The following is a 21,340-nucleotide window of genomic DNA, read 5'->3' as shown; positions in this document are numbered from 1 at the left end:
CCCTCTCCCGCCCTCTCCTCCTGCCCGTCCCCGCGCGCAGACCTGGGGATGAGGCACCTCCGTGGGGCCGGGAACGTGCGCGAGCCCCAGGTTTGTGCCTGGCGCGCGCAGACCTGGGGAGGAGGCACCTCCGCGGGGCTGGGAGCGTGCGCGAGCCCTAGGTTTGTGCCTGGCGCGCGCAGACCTGGGGAGCAGGCATCCCCGCGGGGCCGGGAGCGTGCGCGAGCCCCGGGTTTGTGCCTGGCGCGCGCAGACCTGGGGAGGAGGCACCTCCCTGGGGCCGAGAGTGTGCGCGAGCCTCAGGTCTGTGGTTGGCGCGCGCGCAGACCTGGGGGCGAGGCACTTCCGCGGGGCTGGGAGCGTGCGCGAGCCCCAGGTCTGTGCCGCGGCCCTCGGCTTTCGGCCCTCGAGTCAGCAGGGGCTGCTCGGCGTCACAGCTTGCCGAGCATGCGCAGCCGGCGCTCTCGCAGGGCGTGCGCGTGCGCAAGGAATGCACTGGGGTCCGGCCAGAGGTCTGAGATGGTGAGCCGCTCGGAATGCCAGCCCAGATTGGTGACCTGGCGAACGCGCTGGATGTCGCGTCTCCACTGCGTCGGACTCACCAGATGACCGAGCCCCTCGAAGTCGTAGGCGATCTTCGCCTCGAGATCAGCGCAATCAGGGCGCGCGACTTCCTTCCCTCGGACACGCAGAGAGTGCTGAACGGTGAGTTCCGGATATCCGGAGTCGTGGAGCACGAAGCGCAGGAGACTCTCGTACGGCGACTCGACTTTCTCGCGAATCTGCGGCGTCATCTCGCGGAGCAGGGCAGCGCCGAACCCGGGCGACCACTCGGCCACGAAGCGTTGCAGGACATCGGGCGTCTCGAGGGTTCCGTGCCAGCGGCGGTTCGGGTAGTTCTCGGCCCCGCTGACAAGCGCGTCCCCGAAGCCGAGGAGGTCTGGCCGCGCTGAGGCGGCGTTCGAGCGCAGGAGGTCGCGACTCATCAGGCCGTAGAGGAGCGCGGGATGGGGCAGCGCGACGCCAGCGAACGTGAACGTGCGCCAGAGCCGTGCTGGGACGATTCTGGTGGTGACTCCTGGGCGCCGCGGCACGTTCGTGCCGTCAGGGACGACGAGATGGACGCGCGGATCCCGGAGGAGCTGCAGCGGCAGCGGCAGGCCAAGGATCCGCGCTGCGGACACTGCGCCGTAGGCGTGCGCTTCCTTGAGGAGCGGCGCGTACTGCAGATCACGGGCTCGGAGCTGCCGGCGAATCGCTGCCGAGGTCGACTCTTGTTCGTCAGCCGGATCTGTTGCGCCACTATCGACGCGAACGCCACGAAAGGGTCTCGCCAGCCCCGGGTTCCTCAGCCGGCCCCTGCCCACACCCAGGTCTTGCGCATCCGCCACCGTGAAGCTCTTGCCCCGGAGCTCGGGTGGGAGCTGGTCGCGAAAACGCGGAAATCTGTCTGGAGGAGCCACACGGCGACGCTACGTGCGCGGCGCCGCCCGCGCGCGACCCCGCGAACCGGCTGTGGAGAACTCCAGGATCGGCGCACCTGTGACAACACAGTGGAGCGCGGCCCCTGGGCGCGGACAGACCCGGGGGTTGCGCATCCGTTTGGCCCGTGCGAAGTGGGTTAGCCCTAGGTCTGCGAGCGGGAGCGCAGGGCGGAGCGGGAGCGCGGTGCGTTAGCCCCGGGCCTGCGGGCGGGGGCACGAGCGTGGGCGCGACGGGGACGCGACCGGGGTGCGGAGGAGCAGAGCGGGGCAGCGACGTGGGCGCGCCACCTCGGGCGGCGTGGGCGGCGTGGGCGGTGCGGGCCGCACGGGGCGTTCAGTCGGCGGTGGAACCCAGGAACTCGACCTCGGTGCTCCCCGTCAGCGGCTCCGAGGTAACTCCGGTGACGGTCACGGTCACGGTGTAGGTGCCGGGCGTCCCGAGTTCGAACGAGATATCACCGCACACCGTGTCGTAGTTGCTGCTGAGCGCCTTCGCCGTGCGAGTGATGGTGTCGACGCCCTCGGCGCTCGCGGTGTACTCGCACGTGCCCGTCCGGGTCACGCCGGTCACGCGGGCCTCAGCGGTGATCCACGAATGGCGGTCGTCCGCCGTGGCGGCGAAGACGAGCTCCCCGCCGTCCTCTGCCGTTGAGGCCTCCGAGGCTTCGGGGCTTTCCGTAGCCTGTGGCGCTGCGACCGGCGAGAACGTGCCAGTGCTGGATTCTGAGCTCGGCGCACTGCCGGTCGGCGAGCATCCGCTCACCACGACCAAGACAGCGACGGCGCACGCGACTCCGAGGCCCGCTGCCTTCCAGCGGAACCTTGAGCCGCGCTGCTGGGTTGCCACGAGTCAGGCTCGGTCTTGGAGCTCCTTGACGGCGCGGGCGAAGTCGCGGGTCTGCAGCACTTCGAAGGCTGCACCGGGGTCGGACCCCGCCGAGACCACGCAGAGCTCGTCGATCTTGTTGATGAAGCCGAGGACTCGTCCGTCTTTGACGACCCGGTACGAGTTCTCGGAGAGGCGGTCGACGCGGCCCTCGGCGGGCGTCGTCGCGGTGAGAGGTGGAACGGGGAATGGCATGAGGCTCCTGCCGTCGTTGGCGACCGTCTCAGACGGATAGTCGCATCTTCGCGCACTGACATGTGCGCTGAGGGATGTTCCCTGAGTTCTGTGGAGAGTTCTCACGACATCTCAGGGAAGCTGATACCTCCTAGAAATACGCCAATCTGATCCTCAGCGTTGAAGCCTTGCCACAACGGGGTGGTGGGTGTTACCCAAGGGGCATGGTTCGACTGCGAAGGTGGACTCCCTCGGGAGGGGCGTGGACCCGGCACACGGCCGGGAATGGCTTCAGCTACCGCGACGAGCGTGGCGAGCGCATCGTCGACGCGCGAGTCCGAGAGCGCCTCGCGTCGCTCGCGATCCCACCGGCCTGGAGGGACGTGCGCATCGCGCCGCACGAGAACGCGCATGTCCTCGCCCTCGGCGTGGATGCGCTCGGCCGAACCCAGTACATCTACCATCCCGACTGGACGGCGAAGCGGCAGATCGTGACCTTCGACCGGGCGCTCGAGCTGTCCCGGGTGCTCCCCTCGGCGCGGCGCTCCGCGACGAGGGCCCTTCGTACAGCGAGCTCCGGCAGGGATGCCTCGCTCGCCGCGAGCTTCAAGCTCCTCGACACGGCGTTCCTGCGGGTCGGCAGCGAGAGATCGGCGAAGCAGTTCGGGCACCGGGGGCTCACGACCTTGCTGAACAGGCACATCCTGCTGCAGGACGAGCAGGTGCTGCTCGAGTTCAAAGGCAAGAGCGGGGTGCCGTGGAGTGCCCTCATCGAGGATGTCGAGCTCGTGTCGTTCCTGGGGGAGCGCAAGGGCGCCGGCTCTCCTGGGCGCCGCATCCTGGCGTGGAAGGACGGGCGAGCTTGGCGGCGACTCGCGGCCAGAGAGGTGAACGACGACATCAGGATACGCACGAAGGGCGAGTTCACTGCGAAGGACTTCCGCACGCTCCACGGCACGGTCTTTGCTGCGGGCCGGCTCGCCGAGCTGGGGGTCGGGGGCACCGTCCGGGAGCGGAAATCGCTGGTGGCGCAGGCCGTGCGGGACACCGCCGAGCTGCTCGGGAACACGCCGGCGGTCGCGAGGTCGAGCTACATCGATCCGCGCGTCATCGAGGCCTACGACGAGGGGCGGGTCGTCGCGGTGGGCAGGGGCTCAGGCGAGGTCGCGCTGCGGGAGCTGCTGCTGGGCTCGTCCAGCTGACGGCCAGGGCGCGCACACGAAACGTCCAAGGTTCGGGGAGGTCGGTGCGAGAGCGTGGACGCCTGCTCGGTTGCGAGCCGGGACCCCGGTCCGGATCGAGCTGCACACTTCTCCCGACGAAAGGACACTCAGCAATGACGACTCTCGACACCAAGCGCGTGGCCTTCCTCCTCACGAACGACTTCGAGGACAGCGAGCTGACCAGCCCATGGGGCGCCGTGACCGAGGCGGGCGCAGACGCGTCCCTCGTCGCGCCCGAGTCCGGCACCGTGACGGGCAAGAACGGGCACGAGCAGTCCGTCGACCTTTCATCGGCCGACGCGAAGGCAGTGGACTTCGACGCACTCGTGCTCCCGGGAGGGGTCGGCAATGCCGACCTCCTGCGTCTCGACGAGGCGTCCGTCTCGTTTGCCCGCGACTTCTTCGAGGCGCACAAGCCGGTTGCGGTGATCTGCCACGGCGCGTGGATCCTCACCGACGCGAAGGTGCTCGACGGGCGCACGCTCACGAGCTTCCCGAGCCTCAAGACCGACCTCGTCAATGCCGGGGCGACCTGGGTCGACGAGGAGGTCCACGTCGACCAGGGGCTCGTCTCGAGCCGGACTCCAGACGACCTGCCGGCGTTCAACGCGAAGCTCGTCGAGGAGATCGCCGAGGGGAAGCACCGCGGGCAGACGGCATGACCCACTGAGGGCTTCGGTGTGAGGGGTGGGCGGATGCAGGCGCATCCGCCCACCCCTCACCCGTGCTCGTGCCGCTCGGCCCGTTTGAGCAGCAGGGCCGCGTCGGGGTCCGGGGCCAGAGTCTCCGATGATGAGGGCGCTCTCATCTCCTGAGCACTGTGCGTCTCATGAACGCTCACGAAGCTTGGGTCTACCGAGGCGAACTCGCGGCTCGGCAGTCAGCAGGAGGCAGCATCATGAAGAAGAACACCTGGATCATCGTCGGCTCGGCAAGCGCACTCGGGCTCGGCATCCTCGCGGTCGGCGGCGCGGGTGTCGCCAACGCCCTCGAGCTGCGCGACGTGCCGGGCGAGCAGCTCGCCCTCTCGACGCCGTCAACGCCCCCGACCGCTTCGGCCTCGCCGACGACGGACAGCAGCGCGTCGCCCACCGCGACACCGGTCTTCAGCTCCCCGAGCCCTGTCTCGGCCCAGACTCCGCTCAGCGCGCCGACCGTGCAGAGCCCAGTGAGCGCGCAGAGCCCGGTGTCGGCGCAGACGCCGCCCTCGGTGCCAAGCGCCTAACGGGTCACCTTGTCCACAAGCTGATCGGTTCCCGGGCTGCGGAGGCCTGGCCCCGGTAGGTTCAGCGGTAGGACCGACGACAGGGCCCGCAAGGGGGAGCGCATGTTCGCAGCAGCCAGGCAGGTGATCGAGGCCGTGGCCACAGGCACCGGCCGCGAGGTGGCGTCGGTGACGCTCGCCTGCGCTGAGCCGAGCGGCGACGGCGTGCTCGCCGGTTACGACGTGGAACTCGCCTCGCAGCAGGGCCCAGACGAGCGCATCCGTCTCTTCATCGACACGGCCACCAACCCGGCGGCTGCGTCGACGGTGGGCGAAGCGCAGAACTGGACCACGGTGCAGAACCCCGTGACTCGCGAGCAGGTGAGGGTGTGGCGATACCCGCACGACCCGGCCCTGCCTGCCCTTCCCGCGACGGCGTTCCCCGACTCCGCGCGCGAGACCGCGGCCCGCTTCGGAGCCGTCGGAGAAGGCCAGCTCGAGATGCTCGCCTACCGGCCAGGGCGCCGAGCAGTGCTGCGTCTTGCCGGCCCGGACGGCACGCTGTTCTTCAAGGTGGTCCGGCCGGGGCATGCAGAGCCGCTGCACCGCATCCACGAGGAGCTCGGGGGTGGCGGGGTCGCCGTTCCACGCAGCCGCGGATGGAGCGAGGCGGGTCTCGTCGCACTGGAGCGAATGCCTGGGCTGCCTGCCGACGCACACGTGCCCCACACTCCTGAGGCTCGGCTCGAGTTCCTGGGGGAACTGCAGTCGCTGGTCGCGTCGATCGGGGCGGCGCCCGTCTCACGAGGAGCCCGTGCGAGCCTCACGACGGGGCTCGACTGGTACCTGCTGCGGCTCCACGACCTGCTCCCCGCGCGACGGGCCGACATCGATGGGATCGCGGTGAGCATCCGCCAAGCGCTCGCCGAAGCGCGGCCGGGGCCAGCGCGCACGGTGCACGGCGACCTGCACCTTGGGCAGATCTTCGTCGAGCCGAGTGCCCGCCCCGGGGGCGGCACTTCGATCACGGGGGTCGTCGACATCGACACGGCTGGCGTGGGCGACCTCGCCGACGACCTCGGCGGGCTCTACGCGCACGCCATCGTGACGGCCCTCACCCACGATCTCGGCGGGAGAGCGGAGCTGCGCACGGCCACGTTCGAGCTCGCGGAACTCGTCAGGCTCGCCTGGGGCGAGTTCGCCAGCACCTGGACCCAGCCGGGCGGATCCGGGCTCATCACGGACGACCCCGACCTGAGTATCCGATCCAGCGCGGTCGCCCTCACGCATTTGCTCTCGCACGCGTTCGGGGCTGCCGTGCGAGGAGGGACCGGGCTCGATGCGCTGCCTGATCGCATCCTCGATTTCGCGAGTGCCCTCTCGAAGGAACCGAGACGATGAGCGCCGAGAAGCCCCGACCTCGCTGGCTCGTCGTGGCCCTCGCCGGGGCCGGTGCGCTCGCCATCGTGCTCGCGGGGGTCACCTTCGCGCAGGCCACGTCGTTGCGCTCCTCGCCGGGCGAGGTCGTCAACCTCGGACCGATCGTCGGCGAGCAGTCGCCGGCGACGACGATCAGCGTGACTCCATCGCCGGCCTCCTCCTCGGGGCCGACGCCGACCGGTTCGCCGACACCGAGCCCGTCGTCGGGCCCGCTCCAGCCGTCGCTGCCGACGGGTGGCATCCAGGCGCCGGTGCCCGTGGAACCGGTGGCCCCCTCCCAAGTCGACGACGATGAAGACGATGATGACGACGACGACGGCGAGGATTGACGACGAGGCTGAGGGCTGACGACGACGCTGACGATTGACGGCGAGGTCGAGGACTGACGGCGGCAGGACCTTGCGCTTGGGCACGCCGCCGACGCGGAGATGTGACGGTCGCCGGGGCCCGCTTCAGCGCAGCCGGTATCCCATGCCCCGCACCGTCTCGATGCGCTCGGAGCCGATCTTGCCGCGCAGGTAGCGCACGTACACGTCGACGACGTTCGAGCCCGGGTCGAAGTCGAACCCCCAGACCCTGCTGAGCAGCTGCTCGCGGCTGAGGACCTGCCCGGGGTTGGCGAAGAACTGCTCGGCGAGCCCGAACTCGCGTGCCGACAGGTCGATGTCGGTGCCCGCGACCCGCACGCGGCGCGTGCGGAGGTCGAGCAGCAGGTCTTCGTGGGTGAGCTCCGTGCTGGCGGCCTGCCCCGAATCCCGGAGCCGAAGCCGGATGCGTGCGAGGAGCTCGTCGAACTTGAACGGCTTCGCGAGGTAGTCGTTGGCGCCCCCGTCGAGGCCCCGCACGGTGGACTCGACCGAGGTGCGGGCCGTGAGCATGATGACCGGGATCGTGTGCCCTTCGGCGCGCAGCCGGTCAAGGACCTCGAAGCCGTCCATTCCAGGGAGGCCGACATCGAGGAGCACGAGGTCGAAGTCCCCGCCGCGGGCGAGCTCGAACCCATCGGTGCCCGAGGCCGCGACCGCCACCGCGTACCCGGCCGATTTCAGGCCCTTCTCGACGAACGAGGCGATGCGCGCCTCGTCTTCGACGACCAGGATTCTGCTCATGCGGTGTCCTCTTCCTCGGGGTGATGGGGCCGTGCGTCGCCGCCTGACGCGGCGGAGCCGCTGGCCCCGGGGCTGTCGGGGCTGTCGTAGCCAGGTGAGCCGTCCGCAGGCACGACGATCGTGAAGGTCGACCCGAGACCCGGCCGGCTCGAGAGCTCGACTCTTCCACCGTGGCCGCGGGCGATCGACGCCACGATGGCGAGTCCGAGGCCTGAGCCGGTCTGGCTGCGGCCCGTCTCGGCACGCCCGAAGCGATCGAAGATGCGCTCCTGCGCGGAGACGGGGATACCGACCCCCTCGTCCCGGACCCAGAGTCGGAGCTCGCCGCGCGCATCCACGAGACTGCCGAGCTCGATCCTGGAGCCTGCCGGCGAGTATTTGGCGGCGTTGTCGGCGAGCTGCAGCCAGGCCTGCGTGATGCGGCGCGCGTCGACGTCGACGACCACCGGCGCCGTCTGGCCGAGTACCCACTCGTGGTTCGAGAGGGCGCTGGCCTTCGCCTGGACCTGCTCGGTCAGCTCGAGCACGTCGCAGGGGGCGATGCTCAGGAGCCCCTGCTGCTCGCTGACGGCGAGCGCTTCGATGTCGTCGATGAGCTCGCTCATGCGGTCGAGCTCGTCGAGGGCCAGGGCGACCGTCTCCCTGGTGTCGGCAGGGTCGTTCGGGTCGAGGAGCTCGAAGTGCCCACGCACGATCGTGATGGGGGTCTTCAGCTCGTGACGCACGTCGTCGAGCAGCTGCCGCTGGGAGGTGAGGGAGCCGTCGAGGCGGTCGAGCATGCCGTTGATCGTCGCGGTCAGGGCGGAGACGTCGTCGTTGCCGACGACCGGGATGCGCGCAGACCTGTTGCTGCCCGTGATCGACGCCGCCGTCTCTCGCAGCTCCCTGAGTGGCCTGAGGAGGCGGCCGGCGACGGACCAGCCCACGAGACCGACGGCGGCGAGGGCAGCGACGGTGACCATTGCATACGTCTGGAAGGTGCTGTTGGTGTCGGCGAGCTCGGCCCGGAGGTCGTACGCCGCGAGGTACAGTGCGTCGCTCGAGCCGTCGCCGACCGTGAAGGGGACGGCGATGTAGCGGAGGGCGAGAGCGCCGTCGACGAAGGTGCCCATGCGCACCGAACCGTCGGCGGTCTCCGCCACGGCTCGTTTGACGAGGCCGGGCACCTCGGCGAGGGAGAACGGCGTCGGCGTCGCCGGGATGAACGTCGGCACGCCGTCGACCAGCCCGAGGGCGCCCTCGTTGCGTTCCGGGACGAAGCGCTGCATGACCAGCTCGAGGGCTTCGGTGCTGCTCGAGAAGGAACGGGCCGGATCGGGGGCAGGGGCGGCCGGGGCCGCCGGGTCCGACGTCGTGGGCGCGGCGGCGTCCGTGCCGCTCACGAGGCCGCTGACGTTCTCCGCGAGGGCGACGAGGCGTTCATCGACTCCGCTCAGGTCGCGTTCGCGGGCCGCGAAGTAGCTCGTCGCGCCGGCGACGATCATGCCGAGCATCGTGACGAGCAGGATCGACGCGAGGATGCGAACCCGCACTGAAGCGCGGGGCCGCACCTCCTGCTGTCCCTGGCCCGCCGCTGTCACCTGCATCCACTGATTATCTGGGGCGCACGAGTCCAGAGCCTGGCAGGTGAGAAGACTCTCACGCAGCCGTGCCCCCGTGCCGCCCCCACTCGTCCGCCCGGTCCCGCTCCACAAGCCCCAGCGGGAAGGTGGCATGGCGCGTAGGCTCGTCGAGTGGAAACCGAGCGCTACGAACTGACCAGGCGAGCAAGCCTCGAGGTCCTGCGCGCCGAAGCGCAGGACGAGCGCGAGACCATGATCTACGCTCGCGCTCGCCGCGGCGAGGACCCGTGGCGCTTCATGCAGGAGCTGCCGACGGTCGACGAGCTCGTCGTGCTGCTCATGCGCGCGGAAGCCCTCGAGCGGGGCGGAGACGAAGCCCCCTCCAGCGGTGAGCATGACGCGCAGCTCATGCGTCGCATCGCGACCGAGTACCCGCCGCTCGGGCCCACCGTGTGGACCATGCTCGCCGGAAGGAGCCGCTTCGGCGACCGCTGGAACGCCCGAACCGTCTGAGGCTGCTGGGCCTGGGCCTGGGCGCTGGGCGCTGGGCCTGGATGCCGTGCGCCGAGGCTCTGCCCGTTGCGGCAGGCTCGGTCGGCGGCTCCGGAGCTTCCCCTGCCCGTAGGCTTGTGGGCATGTCGGTGTCAGAACTCTCGGTGAGCGCGCAGAACTACCTCAAGGTGGTCTGGAGCCTCCAGGAGTGGTCGGATGCGCCCGTCACGGCGACGATCGTCGCCGAGCGCCTGCAGCTGCGGCTCTCGACGGTGTCGGAGGGCATCCGCAAGCTCGCCGATCAGGGGCTCCTCAAGCATGCCCGCTACGGCAGCATCTCCCTCACGACCGAGGGTCGCGCCCACGCGCTGACCATGATCCGCAGGCACCGGCTCCTCGAGACGTTCCTCGTGGAGGTGCTCCAGTACGGCTGGGATGAGGTGCACGACGAGGCGGAGAACCTCGAGCACTCCGTCTCCGACCTCATGGTCGAGCGCATCGACGCGATGCTCGGGCATCCCGAACGCGACCCGCACGGCGACCCGATCCCGTCCGCCGCTGGCGAGGTGAGCATCCCGCAGGCCGTCCTGCTCAGCAGCCTCGAGGCAGGGAAGCAGGTTGTCGTCGAGCGCATCTCGGACTCGGACGCCGAACTCCTCAAGTACTTCGCGGCGAAGGGCCTCACGGTCGGGGCGCGCCTCGAGATCGGCGAGAGCGACCCGTACTCCGAGTCGATGCTGCTCACGGTGGCGGACGTGGACTCGGTCGCTGATCACGGCGAAGGCGACACCGCCGCAGGTGCTGCCGGCACGGCCGATTCAGCGGGTCCCGTCGCGACTCCGTTCGCCCTCGGGCCCGTCGCCGCTCGAGCCGTCTGGGTGACGGAGGCCTAGAGCTTCGGAGATCTAGAGCTTCGGAGATCTGGAACGTCGGGAAGCTAGAGCGTCGGGACGCCAGGCGGTCCTCATCTCGGCAGCCGCCCCTTCGATATCCGTCCCTGTGGCACCCCTCGCCTCGGCGCTCTTGCCCCTCGAGCGACGCCTCGCGAGGATCCGCGACGTGACGAGGCCCTGCGTGGGGGAGAGCAGGTAGGCGAGCAGGAAGGCGAGGCCCTGCGCGAGCACGATCATCCCGCCGGAGGCGGCGTCGAGGTAGTAGCTGGCGTAGAGGCCCGCCGCCGAGCAGACGACGGAGACGATGGGGGCGATGACGAGCATCCGCGTGAAGCTGCGCGTGAGCACCGTCGCGGTTGCCCCGGGGATGATGAGCATCGCCACGACGAGGATCACGCCGACCGTCTGCAGGGCGACCACGGCGGTGAGGGCGAGCAGCCCGAGGAGGGCGCCGCGGAGGACACGCGGGTTGAGGCCGATCGCGTGGGCGTGGGTGGCGTCGAACGCGACGAGGGTGAAGTCTCGCCGCTTCACGAGGAGCACGACGGCGACGATTGCGGCGAGGATGCCGATCTGCACGAGGTCGGTGGGGCTGACGCCGAGGAGGTTGCCGAAGAGGATGTGGCTGAGGTCGGTCTGGCTCGGCGTCACCGAGATGAGTACGAGACCGAACGCGAAGAGGGTAGTGAAGACGATGCCGATCGCCGCGTCCTCTTTCACCCTGCTGGTGTCGCGGATCACGCCGATGAGGCCGACGGCGAGCAGCCCGAAGGCGAGCGCCCCGAGCGCGAAGGGAGCCCCGACGATGTAGGCGAGCACCACCCCGGGAAGGACGGCGTGTGAGACGGCATCTCCCATGAGCGACCACCCGATGAGCACGAGCCAGCAGCTGAGGAGGGCGCAGACGACGGCCGTGATGACGGTCGTGATGAGGGCCCGCACCATGAACTCGTAGCCGAGGGGTTCGAGGAGGAGATCGACGAGGCTCATGCTGCCGCCCCCGTTCCGGTCTCGATGCCGAACGCGAGGGCGAGGTGCTCGGGACGGATGATCTCCTCGGGGCTCGCGTGCAGCAGCACCCGCCGGTTGAAGAGCACGGCCTCGTCGGCCAGCTCTGGGAGGGAGCCCAGGTCGTGGGTGGCGATGAGGATGCACACCCCCTGCGCCGCCAGCTCCCGAAGGAGACTCGTCATGGTGGCCTGGGAGCGGGTGTCGACGCCCGCGAAGGGCTCGTCGAGGAGCAGCACCTCGGCCTCCTGGGCGATGCCGCGGGCCACGAAGGCGCGCTTGCGCTGACCGCCCGAGAGCTGGCCGATCTGCCGACCCGCCAGCTCGGAGAGCTCGACGCGCTCGAGGGCGGCATCGACCGCCGAATGGTCGCGCGCCCGCGGCCTCCGGGTGATGCCGAGGTGCCCGTAGCGCCCCGTCATCACGACATCGCGCACCGAGAGGGGGAAGTCCCAGTCGACCTGCTCGCTCTGGGGAACGTAGCTGACGCTGCCCCGCTTGCGCGCATCCGCCGAGGAGCCCCCGAGGATACGGACGGTGCCCGCATCGGGGCGCACGACGCCCATGATCGACTTGAACAGCGTGGACTTGCCAGAGCCGTTCATGCCGATGAGCCCGCAGACCCTGCCTGGGGCGATGGAGAGGCTCGCCCGGTCGAGGGCGAGCACCTCCCCGTAGTGCACGGTGAGGGCATCGACCTCGATGGCGGGCGCGGCCCCGCCCGCCGATGGCCCCGCGTCGGCCCGAGGAGTGGATGCTGGGCTGGATGCTGCGCTCACGATTCGCTTCCCGTCTTGCCGGTCAGTCCGGCCACGATGGTGTCGACGTCGTGCCGGATGAGGTCGAGATAGCTCGGCACGGGGCCGTCTTCCTCGCTCAGCGAGTCGACGTAGAGGGTGCCGCCGAACTCCGCATCCGTGGCGTCGACGACCTGCCGCATCGGCGCATCCGACACGGTCGACTCGCAGAACACGGCTGGAACGTCGTTGTCTCGCACATGATCGATGACCCCGGCGATCTGCTGCGGGGTGGCCTGCTGCTCGGCGTTGACGGGCCAGATGTAGACCTCCTCGAGCCCGGCGTCTCTCGTGAGGTACGAGAAGGCCCCCTCGCAGGTGACGAGGGCCCGTTGCGATGCGGGGAGAGGCTCGATCGCCGCGACGAGCTCGTCGTGCACGGCCTGCAGCTCTGCCTTGTAGGCGGCGCCGTTCTCTTCGAAGACGCTCGCGCTCGCGGGGGCGAGGTCGGAGAAGGCGGTGACCATGTTGTCGACGTACAGCTGCACGTTGAGGGGCGACATCCACGCGTGGGGGTTCGGGAGGCCGGCGTAGGCGTCGCCCGCGATGGGCACTTCCTCGACACCCTCGCTGACCACGGCGTGGGGGACCTCCATGCCGGAGACGAACTGCTCGAACCATGCCTCGAGGTTCATGCCGTTGTCGAGGATCAGGTCGGCTTCCGACGCCTTCGCGATGTCGAGGGGGGTCGGCTCGTAGCCGTGGATCTCGGCACCGACCTTCGTGATCGACTCGACGCGGAGCTCGTCGCCGGCGACCTGCCTCGCGATGTCGGCGAGCACAGTGAAGGTCGTGAGGACGACGGGCCGGTTGTCCTCGCCCTCAGCGGAGGGGCCGCAGGCGGTGAGGGACGCGAGCGTGACGAGGGCGAGACCCGCCGCGACGATGCGGCTGGCCTTCCGTCGGGCTGCGCGCAGCGCGGGGGTCAGCATGACCAGAGCATAGCGCTACGGTGGCCAGAAGATCAATGTTTGGTGCGCCGAACATTTGGCCGCTGCTCGTGGACGATCCGCTGCTCGAACCAGCGACGCTCGGCGATCGGGGAGTCGTGACCCGGCCGTGCACAGCTGCACGCGTGCGCGGAAACGTAGGCTGACGCCACGATGTCTCCAGGTGAATTCAGCGAACCGCTGCGGCACCGGCCCACGGTGCCGATGCCCGGTGGAGCCGCGCGCAACGGGCGCGGTGCGAGCGCCGACACCGCGCGATTCCGGAGCGACTGCGCCAACTGCGTCGCCCTCTGCTGCTCGGCGCTCGCCTTCTCGCGCGGTGACGACTTCGCGCACGAGAAGCCCGCCGGAAAGCCGTGCCGGAACCTCGACGAGAACCTCGGCTGCGGCATCCACTCGGCGCTCCTCGAGCGCGGGTACCGCGGCTGCACCGTCTTCGAGTGCCACGGCGCCGGGCAACGGGTCACGCAGGAGACGTTCGGCGGCGGCGACTGGCGGGAGGGCGAGGGCCTGCGGGAAGCCATGTTCGCCGTGTTCCCCCTCGTGCGCCAGCTGCACGAAGTGCTGTGGCTGCTGGCCGAGGCGAGGCGTCGCACTGCCGATCGCGCGCTGCTCCGACGCATCGACACGCTCTTCGATCAGGTCGACGCGCAGGCCGCCTCGCCCGACCTGGCCTCGCTGCGCGCCGCCGTCGAGACGAGCCGGCCGGCCGCCGGCGAGCTGCTCGGCGCGGTGAGCCACGAGGTGCGACGGATGCACGTCCCGCGGCGCCGTGCATCCGGTGCCTGGTCACGGATCGAACCTCGCGGCGTGTACCTCGGCACGGACTTCTCTGGCAGCGACCTGCGGGCGGTCGAGCTGCGGGGTGCCCTGCTCATCGCCGCGAAGCTTCGCGGTGCCGACCTCCGCTGGGCTGACCTCCTCGGCGCCGACCTGAGGGACGCCGAGCTGCACGGGGCCGACCTGCGCCACGTGCTGCACCTGACGCAGCCGCAGCTCGCGGCCGCCTTCGGCGACGACGCCACGCAGCTGCCCGAATCGCTCACGCGACCCCGCCACTGGGGGTAGGGGCAGCGTCTGCCGGCTTGGTCGGCGCGAGCCGCTGCTAGGCGAGTGCCGTGCCCGAGAAGAGCGTCGTCGTGGCGCCACCGACCCAGACGGCCCCGGAGTCGTCGACGGTCACGGTGATGTCACCGGCACGGCCGAGGCGCGTGCCCTGGGAGACTCGCCAGCTCGAACCCGGAGCGGTGCCCGTGCGGTGCATCCACTGGGCCGTCGACGCGTTCATGCTGCCGCAGACCGGATCCTCCTCCACGCCGATGGCGGGCGCGAAGCTGCGCAGCTCGAAGGCGTGCGGCGCCCCTGGAGGGTAGGCGCCGACGGCTCCGACCATGGCATCAGGCAGGAGGGAGAGGTCGGGGTCGAGGTCGAGCACCTCCTGCGCGGATGCGAGCTGCACGACGGCCCACCCCGGTCCGTTGTCGATCCACTGGTGGGCGGTGACCTGGTCTGCGCTGATGCCGTACGCCGTGACGATGCGAGCCAGGAGCTCGGGCTCCAACGGGCCGCTCCGCAGCGTGGGCGGAGCGGCGAACGCCAGGCGTCCCTCGTCGATGCGCACCTCGACGAGGCCGGCGCCGCACTCCTGGACCACACGCCCCGCGTTCTTCGGAGTGCCGCCCCGCTCGAGCCATGCGTGTGCCGAACCGAGGGTCGGATGGCCGGCGAAGGGGAGCTCCCCGCCAGGGGTGAAGATGCGTAGTCGGTAGTCGGCTCCTGGGTCGGTCGTCGGCAGCACGAACGTGGTCTCGGAGAGGTTCGTCCACCGTGCGATGTGCCGCATCTCGTCGTCCGTGAGGCCTGCGCCATCGAGGATGACGGCGACCGGGTTGCCGAGGTACGGGGACTCCGAGAAGACGTCGACTTGGGCGAAGGGGCGCGAGGTGGGCACGAGGTGGGCCTTTCGGGGTTGAGGTGGCACGGAAGAGGTGCCACGACGGGTGAGGGAGGAGCGAGGAAGGTGCGTGTGCCGCAACCGTACGACGGGTCCACTCGGAGCGCTCGTGCCAATCCGGCCCCGCTGGACTTGCGATCCACGAGCCCCGAGGGAACCCACGTGCCGTCCAGGCGCGGTCGACAGAATCACGGCATGAGCGATGACCAGAGCGTTCCAGGAACCGATGCTGACCCGAGGGGGCGTCGAGGTGCTGAGCACCTTCCGCCCGAGGGCGTCGATGAGGCGACGATCGCGGCCGTCGGGAAGCTCACCGAGGCCCTCGAGATGGTCGACCAGGCGCGTGGGCTTCTCTACGGGTTCCACCGGCTGACCGGCGCCGCCGACCTCGCCCTCGGTGAGGCGTCCGACGCGTTGCGCGACGCCGGACACGCGGAGGTCGCGGATCGCCTCGAAGCCGAGCTGGTGGGCCGGAATGTGATCGAGGGGCGATGGACGTTCCAGATCGTCGAGGATTACGACGACACCTACTGGGAGCCGTTCCGAGCAGCCGAGCGGGCCACCCGCGAGCAGCTCGTGGCTGGCAGGCGGCACCTGGCGGAAGCGGCGATGAAGGAGGACCGCCGGACGCACGGGGCGCGCCACCACGAGGCGAGGCCAAGCGGCGGAGCCTAGCGAAGGGGTTCGCAGAGGGTCCGCGACGGCCCCGGCCCCGGCTACGATGCTTGGCGTGGCAGCAGATGGAGCGCGGGGGCAGTACGCGAAGGGTGTCGAGCGGAAGCGCGAGATCCTGGCGCAGGCCTACGAGACCCTCCGCGTGACCGGAGCGAGCGGTGCTTCCCTGCGCGCGATCGGCGAGTCCATCGGCGTCTCTCACGGCATGCTGACCCACTACTTCGGTTCTCGTGAGGGGCTGCTGGTCGCGGTGATCCGCGAGCATGACCACGTCAACGAGGGGCGCATGCCCGCCTCGGTGTCGCTCGTGCAGCGGATGCGGCTCAGCGCCGAGTTCAACGTGCAGTTCCCCGGAATGGTCTCGCTCTTCACGGAGATGCTCGCCAAGTCGGTCGAACCGGGGGATGGGCCTGCGAAGGTCTTCTTCACGGAGCGGTTCGCGCGGGCGAGGACCCGCTTGGCGGGCGAGATCGACGGGCAGCTCGCTGCCCTTCCCGAGGGGCGCCGCGCAGAGGCGTCCATGCTCGTCGACCTGATCATGGCGGCCTCCGACGGGCTCCAGGTGCGGTGGCTCCTCGAGCCCGACGTCGACGTCGCGGCCACGCTCGGGCTGCTCGAGCGTCTCGGTCAGGACCGCTGAGACTGGCCAGGCAGACTCAAAGTTGCCAACTGGCAATTTTCTAGTAGCGTCTCCAGGAGAGCGAACCGCGACGGGGCGGACGCCCACCGACACAGGAGTCACCGTGCCCACCACTCGACCAGAAGCGTCCCCCACTCGAACGGGAGCGCAGCGGCCAGCGACCTCGCTGCAGCTGTACAGCGTCAACTCGCACCTCGAAGCCGACCTCGACGGCACGCTCGCGCGCCTCGGCGAGATCGGCCTGCGCAACGTCGAAGCCTTCGCCTTCGTCGACCGCGCCGACGAGCTCGCGGCGGCCTTCGCCAGGCACGGCATCGCGGCCCCGACGGGGCACGCGATGCTCGTCGCCAAGGAGGTCACTCGCGAGGGCGTGACGACGCCGGTGCCGAGCCACGCCGCCACCTTCGAGGCGGCGAAGAAGCTCGGCATCGAGCTCGTCATCGACCCTGCAGTCTTCGACTGGTCGACCCGCGAAGCCGTCGAGGCGACGGCGTCCGCCCTCAACGAGGCAGCCAGGTCAGCCGCCGAGCACGGCCTCCGCGTCGGGTACCACAATCACGCGTGGGAGCTCAGCACCCTCATCGAGGGCGTCCCCGCACTCGAGTACTTCGCGGGGCTCCTCGACGACGAGGTGGTGCTCGAGGTCGACGTGTACTGGGCGCACATCGGGGGAGTGGACGCGCCAGCCCTGCTCGAACGCCTCGGCGACCGCGTGAGGGCCCTCCACATCAAGGACGGTCCGCAGGTCGAGAACCCGTTCGTCGCGGATGCTCCCTTCGACCCGTCGGGGCTCGGCCAGGTCCCGGCCGGCCAAGGTGCCATCCCGCTCGAGGCTGCCCTCGCGGCCACCCCGTCGGCGGAGTTCGCCGTCATCGAGTTCGACCACTTCGACGGCGACATCTTCGCCGCGATCGCCGCCAGCTTCGACTACCTGGAGAACCGCGTATGAGCAGCGAGCAGCTCGGCAGCGAGCACGTGCGCCGCGAGTCGGCCAGGCGAGGCCCCGTCGGCGTCGGCATCGTCGGCACCGGCATGATCAGCAACGCCTACCTCGACAACCTGACGCGCTTCCCCGACGTGCGAGTCGTGGCGCTTGGCGACCTCAACGAGGCCCTCGCCGCGGAGAAGGCCGCGAGCTACGGCGTGCCGTTCTCCGGCTCGCCCGCCTCGGTGCTGGCGAACGACGACGTCGAGATCGTCATCAACCTGACCATCCCGGCCGCCCACGTCCCGGTCGCGCTCGACGCCATCGCGGCGGGCAAGCACGTGTGGATCGAGAAGCCCATCGGCATCGACCGCCAGGAGGCCAAGGCCCTGCTCGAGGCGGCCGACGCGGCCGGCCTGCGCGTGGGAGTCGCACCCGACACGGTGCTGAACCCGGGCATCCAGACCGCCCTCCGACACCTCGCGAGCGGCATCATCGGCACCCCGCTCACGGCCCGCACCATGATGCGCTACTCGGGGCCCGACCTGTTCCACCCCAACCCGGCGTTCCTGTTCGCCCGCGGCGGCGGCCCACTGCTCGACATGGGGCCGTACTACGTGACGACGCTCGTGAGCGCGTTCGGCCCCGTCAGGAAGGTGTACGCGACGGGCTCGACGGCCAAGGAGGCCCGCACCGTGAAGCTCGGCCCGAACGCGGGCCAGTCGTTCCCCGTCGAGGTGCTCACGCACGTGGATGCGCTCGTCACCTTCGAAAGCGGCGCCAGCGCGCAGCTCACCTTCAGCAACGACTCCCCGCTCGCCGAGACGGGCACCGTCGAGATCATCGGCCCGGGCGGCATGCTCATCACCCCCGACCCGAACCACGCCGATGGGGGCACACGAGTGGCTCGCCATCCGCAGGAGTACTCGGAGACGCTCGAGCCGAGCTGGGAGGAGTACCCGGATGAGGGCACGGTCACTGGGCGCGGGTACGGCACGCTCGACATGGCCCGCGGCATCCGCGAGGGGCTTCCGCACGTCGCGACCGGCGAGCTCGCCCTGCACGTGCTCGACACCATGCTCGCCATCGAGGAGTCGGCGGCGGCCGGCGAGGTGGTCGTCGTCGAGAGCACGCTCGAGCGGGTTCCGCTCGTCGATCACCAGCGAGACCCGTTCGCGGCGACGCTCAGCAGCTAGCGAGCGCCTGACGCTGTCGCGGCGCTCGCGGGTCTCACGGGGCGAGCGGGTGCGCGAGCACCCGCTCGAGTGCCGCGGCCGAGCCCGTGAGCCGGGCGTCCACCGTCGTGAGCTCGCGTCGCTTCCAGAGGAGCAGCAGCGCGTCCTCCGCGCTCAGCTCGAGCGTCGCGTCGGCTGGGGCGGTGCTCTCGGCCGGCCGGGACCCATCGGCCACCACCTCGCCGATCGGGCCGAGCCGGACCCGCAAAGGTGCGCTCGCGCCGAGGCCCCGCAGCACGAGCTCGACGCGCTCGACGAGCGACGGCATCCGCCCGAGCGACACCTGCCTCGGGTACATGTCGTGCGCGACCTCGGCGACGCCGGCCGCCGCGATCGTGACCGGAATGGGTGCCGCGATGTCGAGGCTGTCGGTCGCGTCCCAGAGGTGCAGGGTCGTCTCGAGGGCCTGCCGCCTCGCCCAGGTGGATGCGCGGGCCGGCGGGTAGAGGGCCCAGCAGGGCGCGTCCTCCGGCAGCTCGCGCAGCGTTGCCACGAGCTCCGCGGCGCCCTCGCGGAACCAGGCGACCAGCGCGCCCCGGTCATCCATCGGCGCCTTTGGGGTCAGCCGTTCGACCTGCTGGCCACCGCCGAGCAGCTGCGCGCGCGCCCACCGGTGCACGCCACCGAGGTGCTCGGTCAGCTCGGCGAGCGACCAGCCGGGGCAGGAGGGGACGGGTGTCGCGAGGTCTGCCGAGCCGAGGAGCGTCGCGAACGCGCTTGCCGCATCGGCGGTCACGTCGATGAACTGTGCGTGGTGCATGCTCAGATCCTAGAGAGTCGACCTCCCGCGCCGGTGGCTCGACCGGTCACCGGCGGCGGATGCGCCCGTAGAGCTTCACGAAGGACGGCACGACGAGGTATACCGCCAGCGGGACGACGACGAGCGTCACGACGCAGGCCCGGGCGATGGGGTGCCAGGACCCGACGAGGGGCTCCGCGAGCATCGACGTGATGGCGACGAGCGGGAAGATCGCCAGCCACGTGAGCACGGCGCGCACGTGAATGGAGGGCGGCGGCGAGGCGGGCGACCCGTTCGGCCCCTGCCCGTCGGGGTCGCCGACGCCTGGGGCAGGTGCGGTCGGCCCCGTCATGCTGCTGCTTCGCGACTCATGGAAGCCGATGGTAGTTGCCTACGCCGGCGCGTTCCGCTCCAGAGGGGCACGTGCCCGTTAGGAGCTGGCTCACGTCCGTTAGGCAGGACCCCGTCGCGCAAGGCGCCAGGACTTGCGAGGGTTGACGACGAGGGCCGACCGGCCCGCAACAAGGAGGTTGCCGATGTCAGCATTCACCCCGATCGAGAGCCAGCTCCCCGCGGCTCCGCTGCCGTATCTGATGGACGCCGCCGAAGGCGACAAGCTCGTGCTCTTCGACCAGCTCTTCACGCTGCTCACGACCTCGCCGCAGACCACGGGCCAGTTCGACGCGTTCGTCACGGAGGGGCGCCCAGGCAGGCCCGTCCCGCCGCACTTCCACGCTGAGACGCACGAGACGTTCTTCGTGCTCGAGGGGGCCATCCGGCTGTGGATCGACGACCGGCAGGGCAACCGCGAGACGCGCGTCCTCGAGGCCGGGGGCTTCGGATTCGTGCCGAAGGACACCATCCACTCGTACCGCATCGAGCGGACGGGGAAGATCTTCGGCGTCACGAGCGCGGGATTCACGGACTTCTTCCGGGCCGTGGCGCGGCCCACGTCGAAGCCCGGCATTCCGGAGGAAGCGGAATTCCACATCCCGGAGCCCGCCGTGTTCGGCGCGCAGGGTGCGAAGCACGACGTGCACTTCGTGCAGGGATACGAGCTGTTCGATTGATCACGGCGGCAGAGTCCGGCGAGCAGCGGACACCGGCGCGCGCTCGCGTCGTGCGCGACATCATCTTCTCCGAGCCTCCCGGATTCCGGCCGCTCACCCTCGACCTGCACCTGCCGGGGGCGGAACGCCCACCCGTCATCGTGTTCGTGCATGGCGGCGGGTGGTTCCGGGGGAGTCGCCGCGTGTTCTGCCCGGGGCGCGCCGAGGCGGAGACGTTCGGGCGCCTGACCCGTGCGGGGTGGGCCGTCGCGTCGGTCGACTACCGGCTGAGCGGCGAGGCGAGGTTCCCGGCGCAGCTCGCCGATGTCGAAGCAGCGATCGGCTGGGTGCTCGACGAGGGCGCCGCGACGTTCGGCCTGGATGCCACGCGCGTCGCCCTCTGGGGCGAATCCGCTGGCGGGCACCTCGCAGCGCTCGCGGCCGCTGTGCCCGGCACACCCGTGCGGGCGGTTGTCGACTGGTACGGACCGAGCGAGCTCGCGGCGGTCCCGAAGCCCATCGGCGCGCCCGGTGCGCCAGTCCAGCCGAGCCGCGAGGAGCTGCTCATCGGCGGACCCCTCGCGGAGCACCGCGAGCTCACTGAAGTGGCGAGCCCGGTGCGCGCCGTGCACGCCGGGGTGCCGCCCTTCCTCCTGGCGCACGGAACCGACGACAGCATGGTGCCGAGCGAGCAGAGCCTGCTGCTGCGGGATGCACTCCACTCGGTGGGCGCGCACGTCGAACTGCAGCTCGTGGCAGGAGCCGACCACATGTGGCGTGGACTCGACGACCTCGAGACCGTCGTGGCTCCGGCCTTGCGGTTCCTTGCACTGCACGCGGGGCCGCCGGAGAGCGCGAGCTGACAGTGCCTCCCAGGGGGCCCGCTGCTGCCGCCGCATCC

The 21,340-nt window shown here is 70.5% G+C and carries 25 protein-coding genes; 14 read left to right on the top strand and 11 right to left on the bottom strand.

What is annotated here, in order from left to right; all coding sequences use genetic code 11:
- Nucleotides 1–431: 431 nt before the first annotated feature.
- The 3 genes from C5E07_RS13495 to C5E07_RS13485 all read right to left on the bottom strand — a co-directional run bounded on the left by C5E07_RS13495 (nt 432) and on the right by C5E07_RS13485 (nt 2,565).
- A complete protein-coding gene (locus tag C5E07_RS13495) occupies nt 432–1,184 on the bottom strand; it encodes a hypothetical protein (protein ID WP_104243366.1) in 753 nt (250 codons plus the stop codon).
- Nucleotides 1,185–1,818: 634 nt separating this feature from the next.
- Nucleotides 1,819–2,331 (bottom strand): hypothetical protein, encoded by a 513-nt coding sequence (locus C5E07_RS13490; RefSeq protein WP_104299860.1) that lies wholly within the window; start codon nt 2,329–2,331, stop codon nt 1,819–1,821.
- Between the two features lie 3 nt (nt 2,332–2,334).
- On the bottom strand, nt 2,335–2,565 hold the full coding sequence (locus C5E07_RS13485; protein WP_104243362.1) for a hypothetical protein: 231 nt from the start codon (nt 2,563–2,565) through the stop codon (nt 2,335–2,337).
- Nucleotides 2,566–2,768: 203 nt separating this feature from the next.
- Between C5E07_RS13485 and C5E07_RS13480 the strand changes: the two genes are divergently transcribed.
- From C5E07_RS13480 to C5E07_RS13460, 5 genes are all read left to right on the top strand, one after another.
- The gene (locus C5E07_RS13480; RefSeq protein WP_104299858.1) at nt 2,769–3,746 is read left to right on the top strand and encodes a DNA topoisomerase IB; all 978 of its coding nucleotides are present in this window, start codon (nt 2,769–2,771) and stop codon (nt 3,744–3,746) included.
- A 134-nt stretch (nt 3,747–3,880) separates the two neighbouring features.
- Nucleotides 3,881–4,429 (top strand): type 1 glutamine amidotransferase domain-containing protein, encoded by a 549-nt coding sequence (locus C5E07_RS13475; RefSeq protein WP_104299856.1) that lies wholly within the window; start codon nt 3,881–3,883, stop codon nt 4,427–4,429.
- Nucleotides 4,430–4,665: 236 nt separating this feature from the next.
- Nucleotides 4,666–4,992, top strand: a complete 327-nt coding sequence (locus C5E07_RS13470) for a hypothetical protein (protein WP_146080598.1) — start codon at nt 4,666–4,668, stop codon at nt 4,990–4,992.
- A 102-nt stretch (nt 4,993–5,094) separates the two neighbouring features.
- Entirely contained in the window at nt 5,095–6,372 is a 1,278-nt protein-coding gene (locus C5E07_RS13465) for an aminoglycoside phosphotransferase family protein (RefSeq protein WP_104299854.1), read from the top strand.
- On the top strand, nt 6,369–6,740 hold the full coding sequence (locus C5E07_RS13460; protein WP_104299852.1) for a hypothetical protein: 372 nt from the start codon (nt 6,369–6,371) through the stop codon (nt 6,738–6,740). The genes C5E07_RS13465 and C5E07_RS13460 overlap by 4 nt, the downstream gene beginning before the upstream one ends.
- 123 nt (nt 6,741–6,863) lie before the next feature.
- Here the strand turns inward: C5E07_RS13460 and C5E07_RS13455 are convergent, their stop codons facing one another.
- Together C5E07_RS13455 and C5E07_RS13450 are read right to left on the bottom strand one after the other, a co-directional pair.
- Nucleotides 6,864–7,520, bottom strand: a complete 657-nt coding sequence (locus tag C5E07_RS13455) for a response regulator transcription factor (protein ID WP_104299850.1) — start codon at nt 7,518–7,520, stop codon at nt 6,864–6,866.
- Nucleotides 7,517–9,106, bottom strand: coding sequence for a cell wall metabolism sensor histidine kinase WalK (locus tag C5E07_RS13450; protein WP_181058045.1), 1,590 nt, complete (start codon nt 9,104–9,106; stop codon nt 7,517–7,519). The genes C5E07_RS13455 and C5E07_RS13450 overlap by 4 nt, the downstream gene beginning before the upstream one ends.
- Nucleotides 9,107–9,253: 147 nt before the next feature.
- On the opposite strand from C5E07_RS13450, the gene C5E07_RS13445 reads away from it, so the two are divergent.
- The gene (locus tag C5E07_RS13445; protein WP_181058043.1) at nt 9,254–9,595 is read left to right on the top strand and encodes a tryptophan synthase subunit alpha; all 342 of its coding nucleotides are present in this window, start codon (nt 9,254–9,256) and stop codon (nt 9,593–9,595) included.
- A gap of 122 nt (nt 9,596–9,717) precedes the next feature.
- Nucleotides 9,718–10,467: a metal-dependent transcriptional regulator gene (locus C5E07_RS13440; protein WP_104299846.1), complete on the top strand. Its 750-nt coding sequence runs from the start codon at nt 9,718–9,720 to the stop codon at nt 10,465–10,467.
- A gap of 12 nt (nt 10,468–10,479) precedes the next feature.
- Here the strand turns inward: C5E07_RS13440 and C5E07_RS13435 are convergent, their stop codons facing one another.
- From C5E07_RS13435 to C5E07_RS13425, 3 genes are all read right to left on the bottom strand, one after another.
- Nucleotides 10,480–11,457: a metal ABC transporter permease gene (locus tag C5E07_RS13435; protein WP_104299844.1), complete on the bottom strand. Its 978-nt coding sequence runs from the start codon at nt 11,455–11,457 to the stop codon at nt 10,480–10,482.
- A complete protein-coding gene (locus tag C5E07_RS13430) occupies nt 11,454–12,179 on the bottom strand; it encodes a metal ABC transporter ATP-binding protein (RefSeq protein ID WP_258063953.1) in 726 nt (241 codons plus the stop codon). The genes C5E07_RS13435 and C5E07_RS13430 overlap by 4 nt, the downstream gene beginning before the upstream one ends.
- 71 nt (nt 12,180–12,250) lie before the next feature.
- Complete coding sequence (locus C5E07_RS13425) at nt 12,251–13,204, bottom strand: metal ABC transporter substrate-binding protein (RefSeq protein WP_104299839.1); 954 nt, start codon at nt 13,202–13,204, stop codon at nt 12,251–12,253.
- A gap of 171 nt (nt 13,205–13,375) precedes the next feature.
- Here C5E07_RS13425 and C5E07_RS13420 point away from each other — a divergent pair, with 171 nt between their 5' ends.
- On the top strand, nt 13,376–14,290 hold the full coding sequence (locus tag C5E07_RS13420; RefSeq protein WP_258063952.1) for a pentapeptide repeat-containing protein: 915 nt from the start codon (nt 13,376–13,378) through the stop codon (nt 14,288–14,290).
- 37 nt (nt 14,291–14,327) lie between these two features.
- On the opposite strand, the gene C5E07_RS13415 is transcribed toward C5E07_RS13420, so the two are convergent.
- Complete coding sequence (locus tag C5E07_RS13415; RefSeq protein ID WP_104299835.1) at nt 14,328–15,173, bottom strand: PhzF family phenazine biosynthesis protein; 846 nt, start codon at nt 15,171–15,173, stop codon at nt 14,328–14,330.
- Between the two features lie 198 nt (nt 15,174–15,371).
- Between C5E07_RS13415 and C5E07_RS13410 the strand changes: the two genes are divergently transcribed.
- The 4 genes from C5E07_RS13410 (at nt 15,372) to C5E07_RS13395 (ending at nt 18,612) form a co-directional block, all read left to right on the top strand.
- Nucleotides 15,372–15,851: a hypothetical protein gene (locus C5E07_RS13410; protein ID WP_104299833.1), complete on the top strand. Its 480-nt coding sequence runs from the start codon at nt 15,372–15,374 to the stop codon at nt 15,849–15,851.
- Nucleotides 15,852–15,906: 55 nt separating this feature from the next.
- On the top strand, nt 15,907–16,491 hold the full coding sequence (locus tag C5E07_RS13405) for a TetR/AcrR family transcriptional regulator (RefSeq protein WP_181058041.1): 585 nt from the start codon (nt 15,907–15,909) through the stop codon (nt 16,489–16,491).
- A gap of 103 nt (nt 16,492–16,594) precedes the next feature.
- Nucleotides 16,595–17,440, top strand: coding sequence for a sugar phosphate isomerase/epimerase (locus C5E07_RS13400; RefSeq protein WP_104299831.1), 846 nt, complete (start codon nt 16,595–16,597; stop codon nt 17,438–17,440).
- Nucleotides 17,437–18,612 carry a Gfo/Idh/MocA family protein gene (locus C5E07_RS13395; protein ID WP_104299829.1) on the top strand — a complete coding sequence of 392 codons (1,176 nt, stop codon included), beginning with the start codon at nt 17,437–17,439 and terminating at the stop codon, nt 18,610–18,612. The genes C5E07_RS13400 and C5E07_RS13395 overlap by 4 nt, the downstream gene beginning before the upstream one ends.
- 34 nt (nt 18,613–18,646) lie before the next feature.
- Here C5E07_RS13395 and C5E07_RS13390 read toward each other — a convergent pair whose 3' ends face one another.
- Nucleotides 18,647–19,411, bottom strand: a complete 765-nt coding sequence (locus C5E07_RS13390) for a maleylpyruvate isomerase family mycothiol-dependent enzyme (RefSeq protein ID WP_104299827.1) — start codon at nt 19,409–19,411, stop codon at nt 18,647–18,649.
- 46 nt (nt 19,412–19,457) lie between these two features.
- On the bottom strand, nt 19,458–19,742 hold the full coding sequence (locus tag C5E07_RS13385) for a hypothetical protein (RefSeq protein WP_219819656.1): 285 nt from the start codon (nt 19,740–19,742) through the stop codon (nt 19,458–19,460).
- A gap of 184 nt (nt 19,743–19,926) precedes the next feature.
- Here C5E07_RS13385 and C5E07_RS13380 point away from each other — a divergent pair, with 184 nt between their 5' ends.
- A complete protein-coding gene (locus C5E07_RS13380) occupies nt 19,927–20,460 on the top strand; it encodes a quercetin 2,3-dioxygenase (RefSeq protein WP_104299825.1) in 534 nt (177 codons plus the stop codon).
- The gene (locus tag C5E07_RS13375; RefSeq protein ID WP_219820082.1) at nt 20,457–21,302 is read left to right on the top strand and encodes an alpha/beta hydrolase; all 846 of its coding nucleotides are present in this window, start codon (nt 20,457–20,459) and stop codon (nt 21,300–21,302) included. Before C5E07_RS13380 ends, C5E07_RS13375 begins: the two co-directional genes overlap by 4 nt.
- The last annotated feature ends 38 nt before the right edge of the window (nt 21,303–21,340 follow it).

The organism is Pseudoclavibacter sp. RFBJ3 (assembly GCF_002931375.1).
Taxonomy (GTDB): domain Bacteria; phylum Actinomycetota; class Actinomycetes; order Actinomycetales; family Microbacteriaceae; genus Pseudoclavibacter.
Note: the sequence above shows the minus strand (reverse complement) of the source record. Positions and strands in the feature narration are given on the sequence as shown.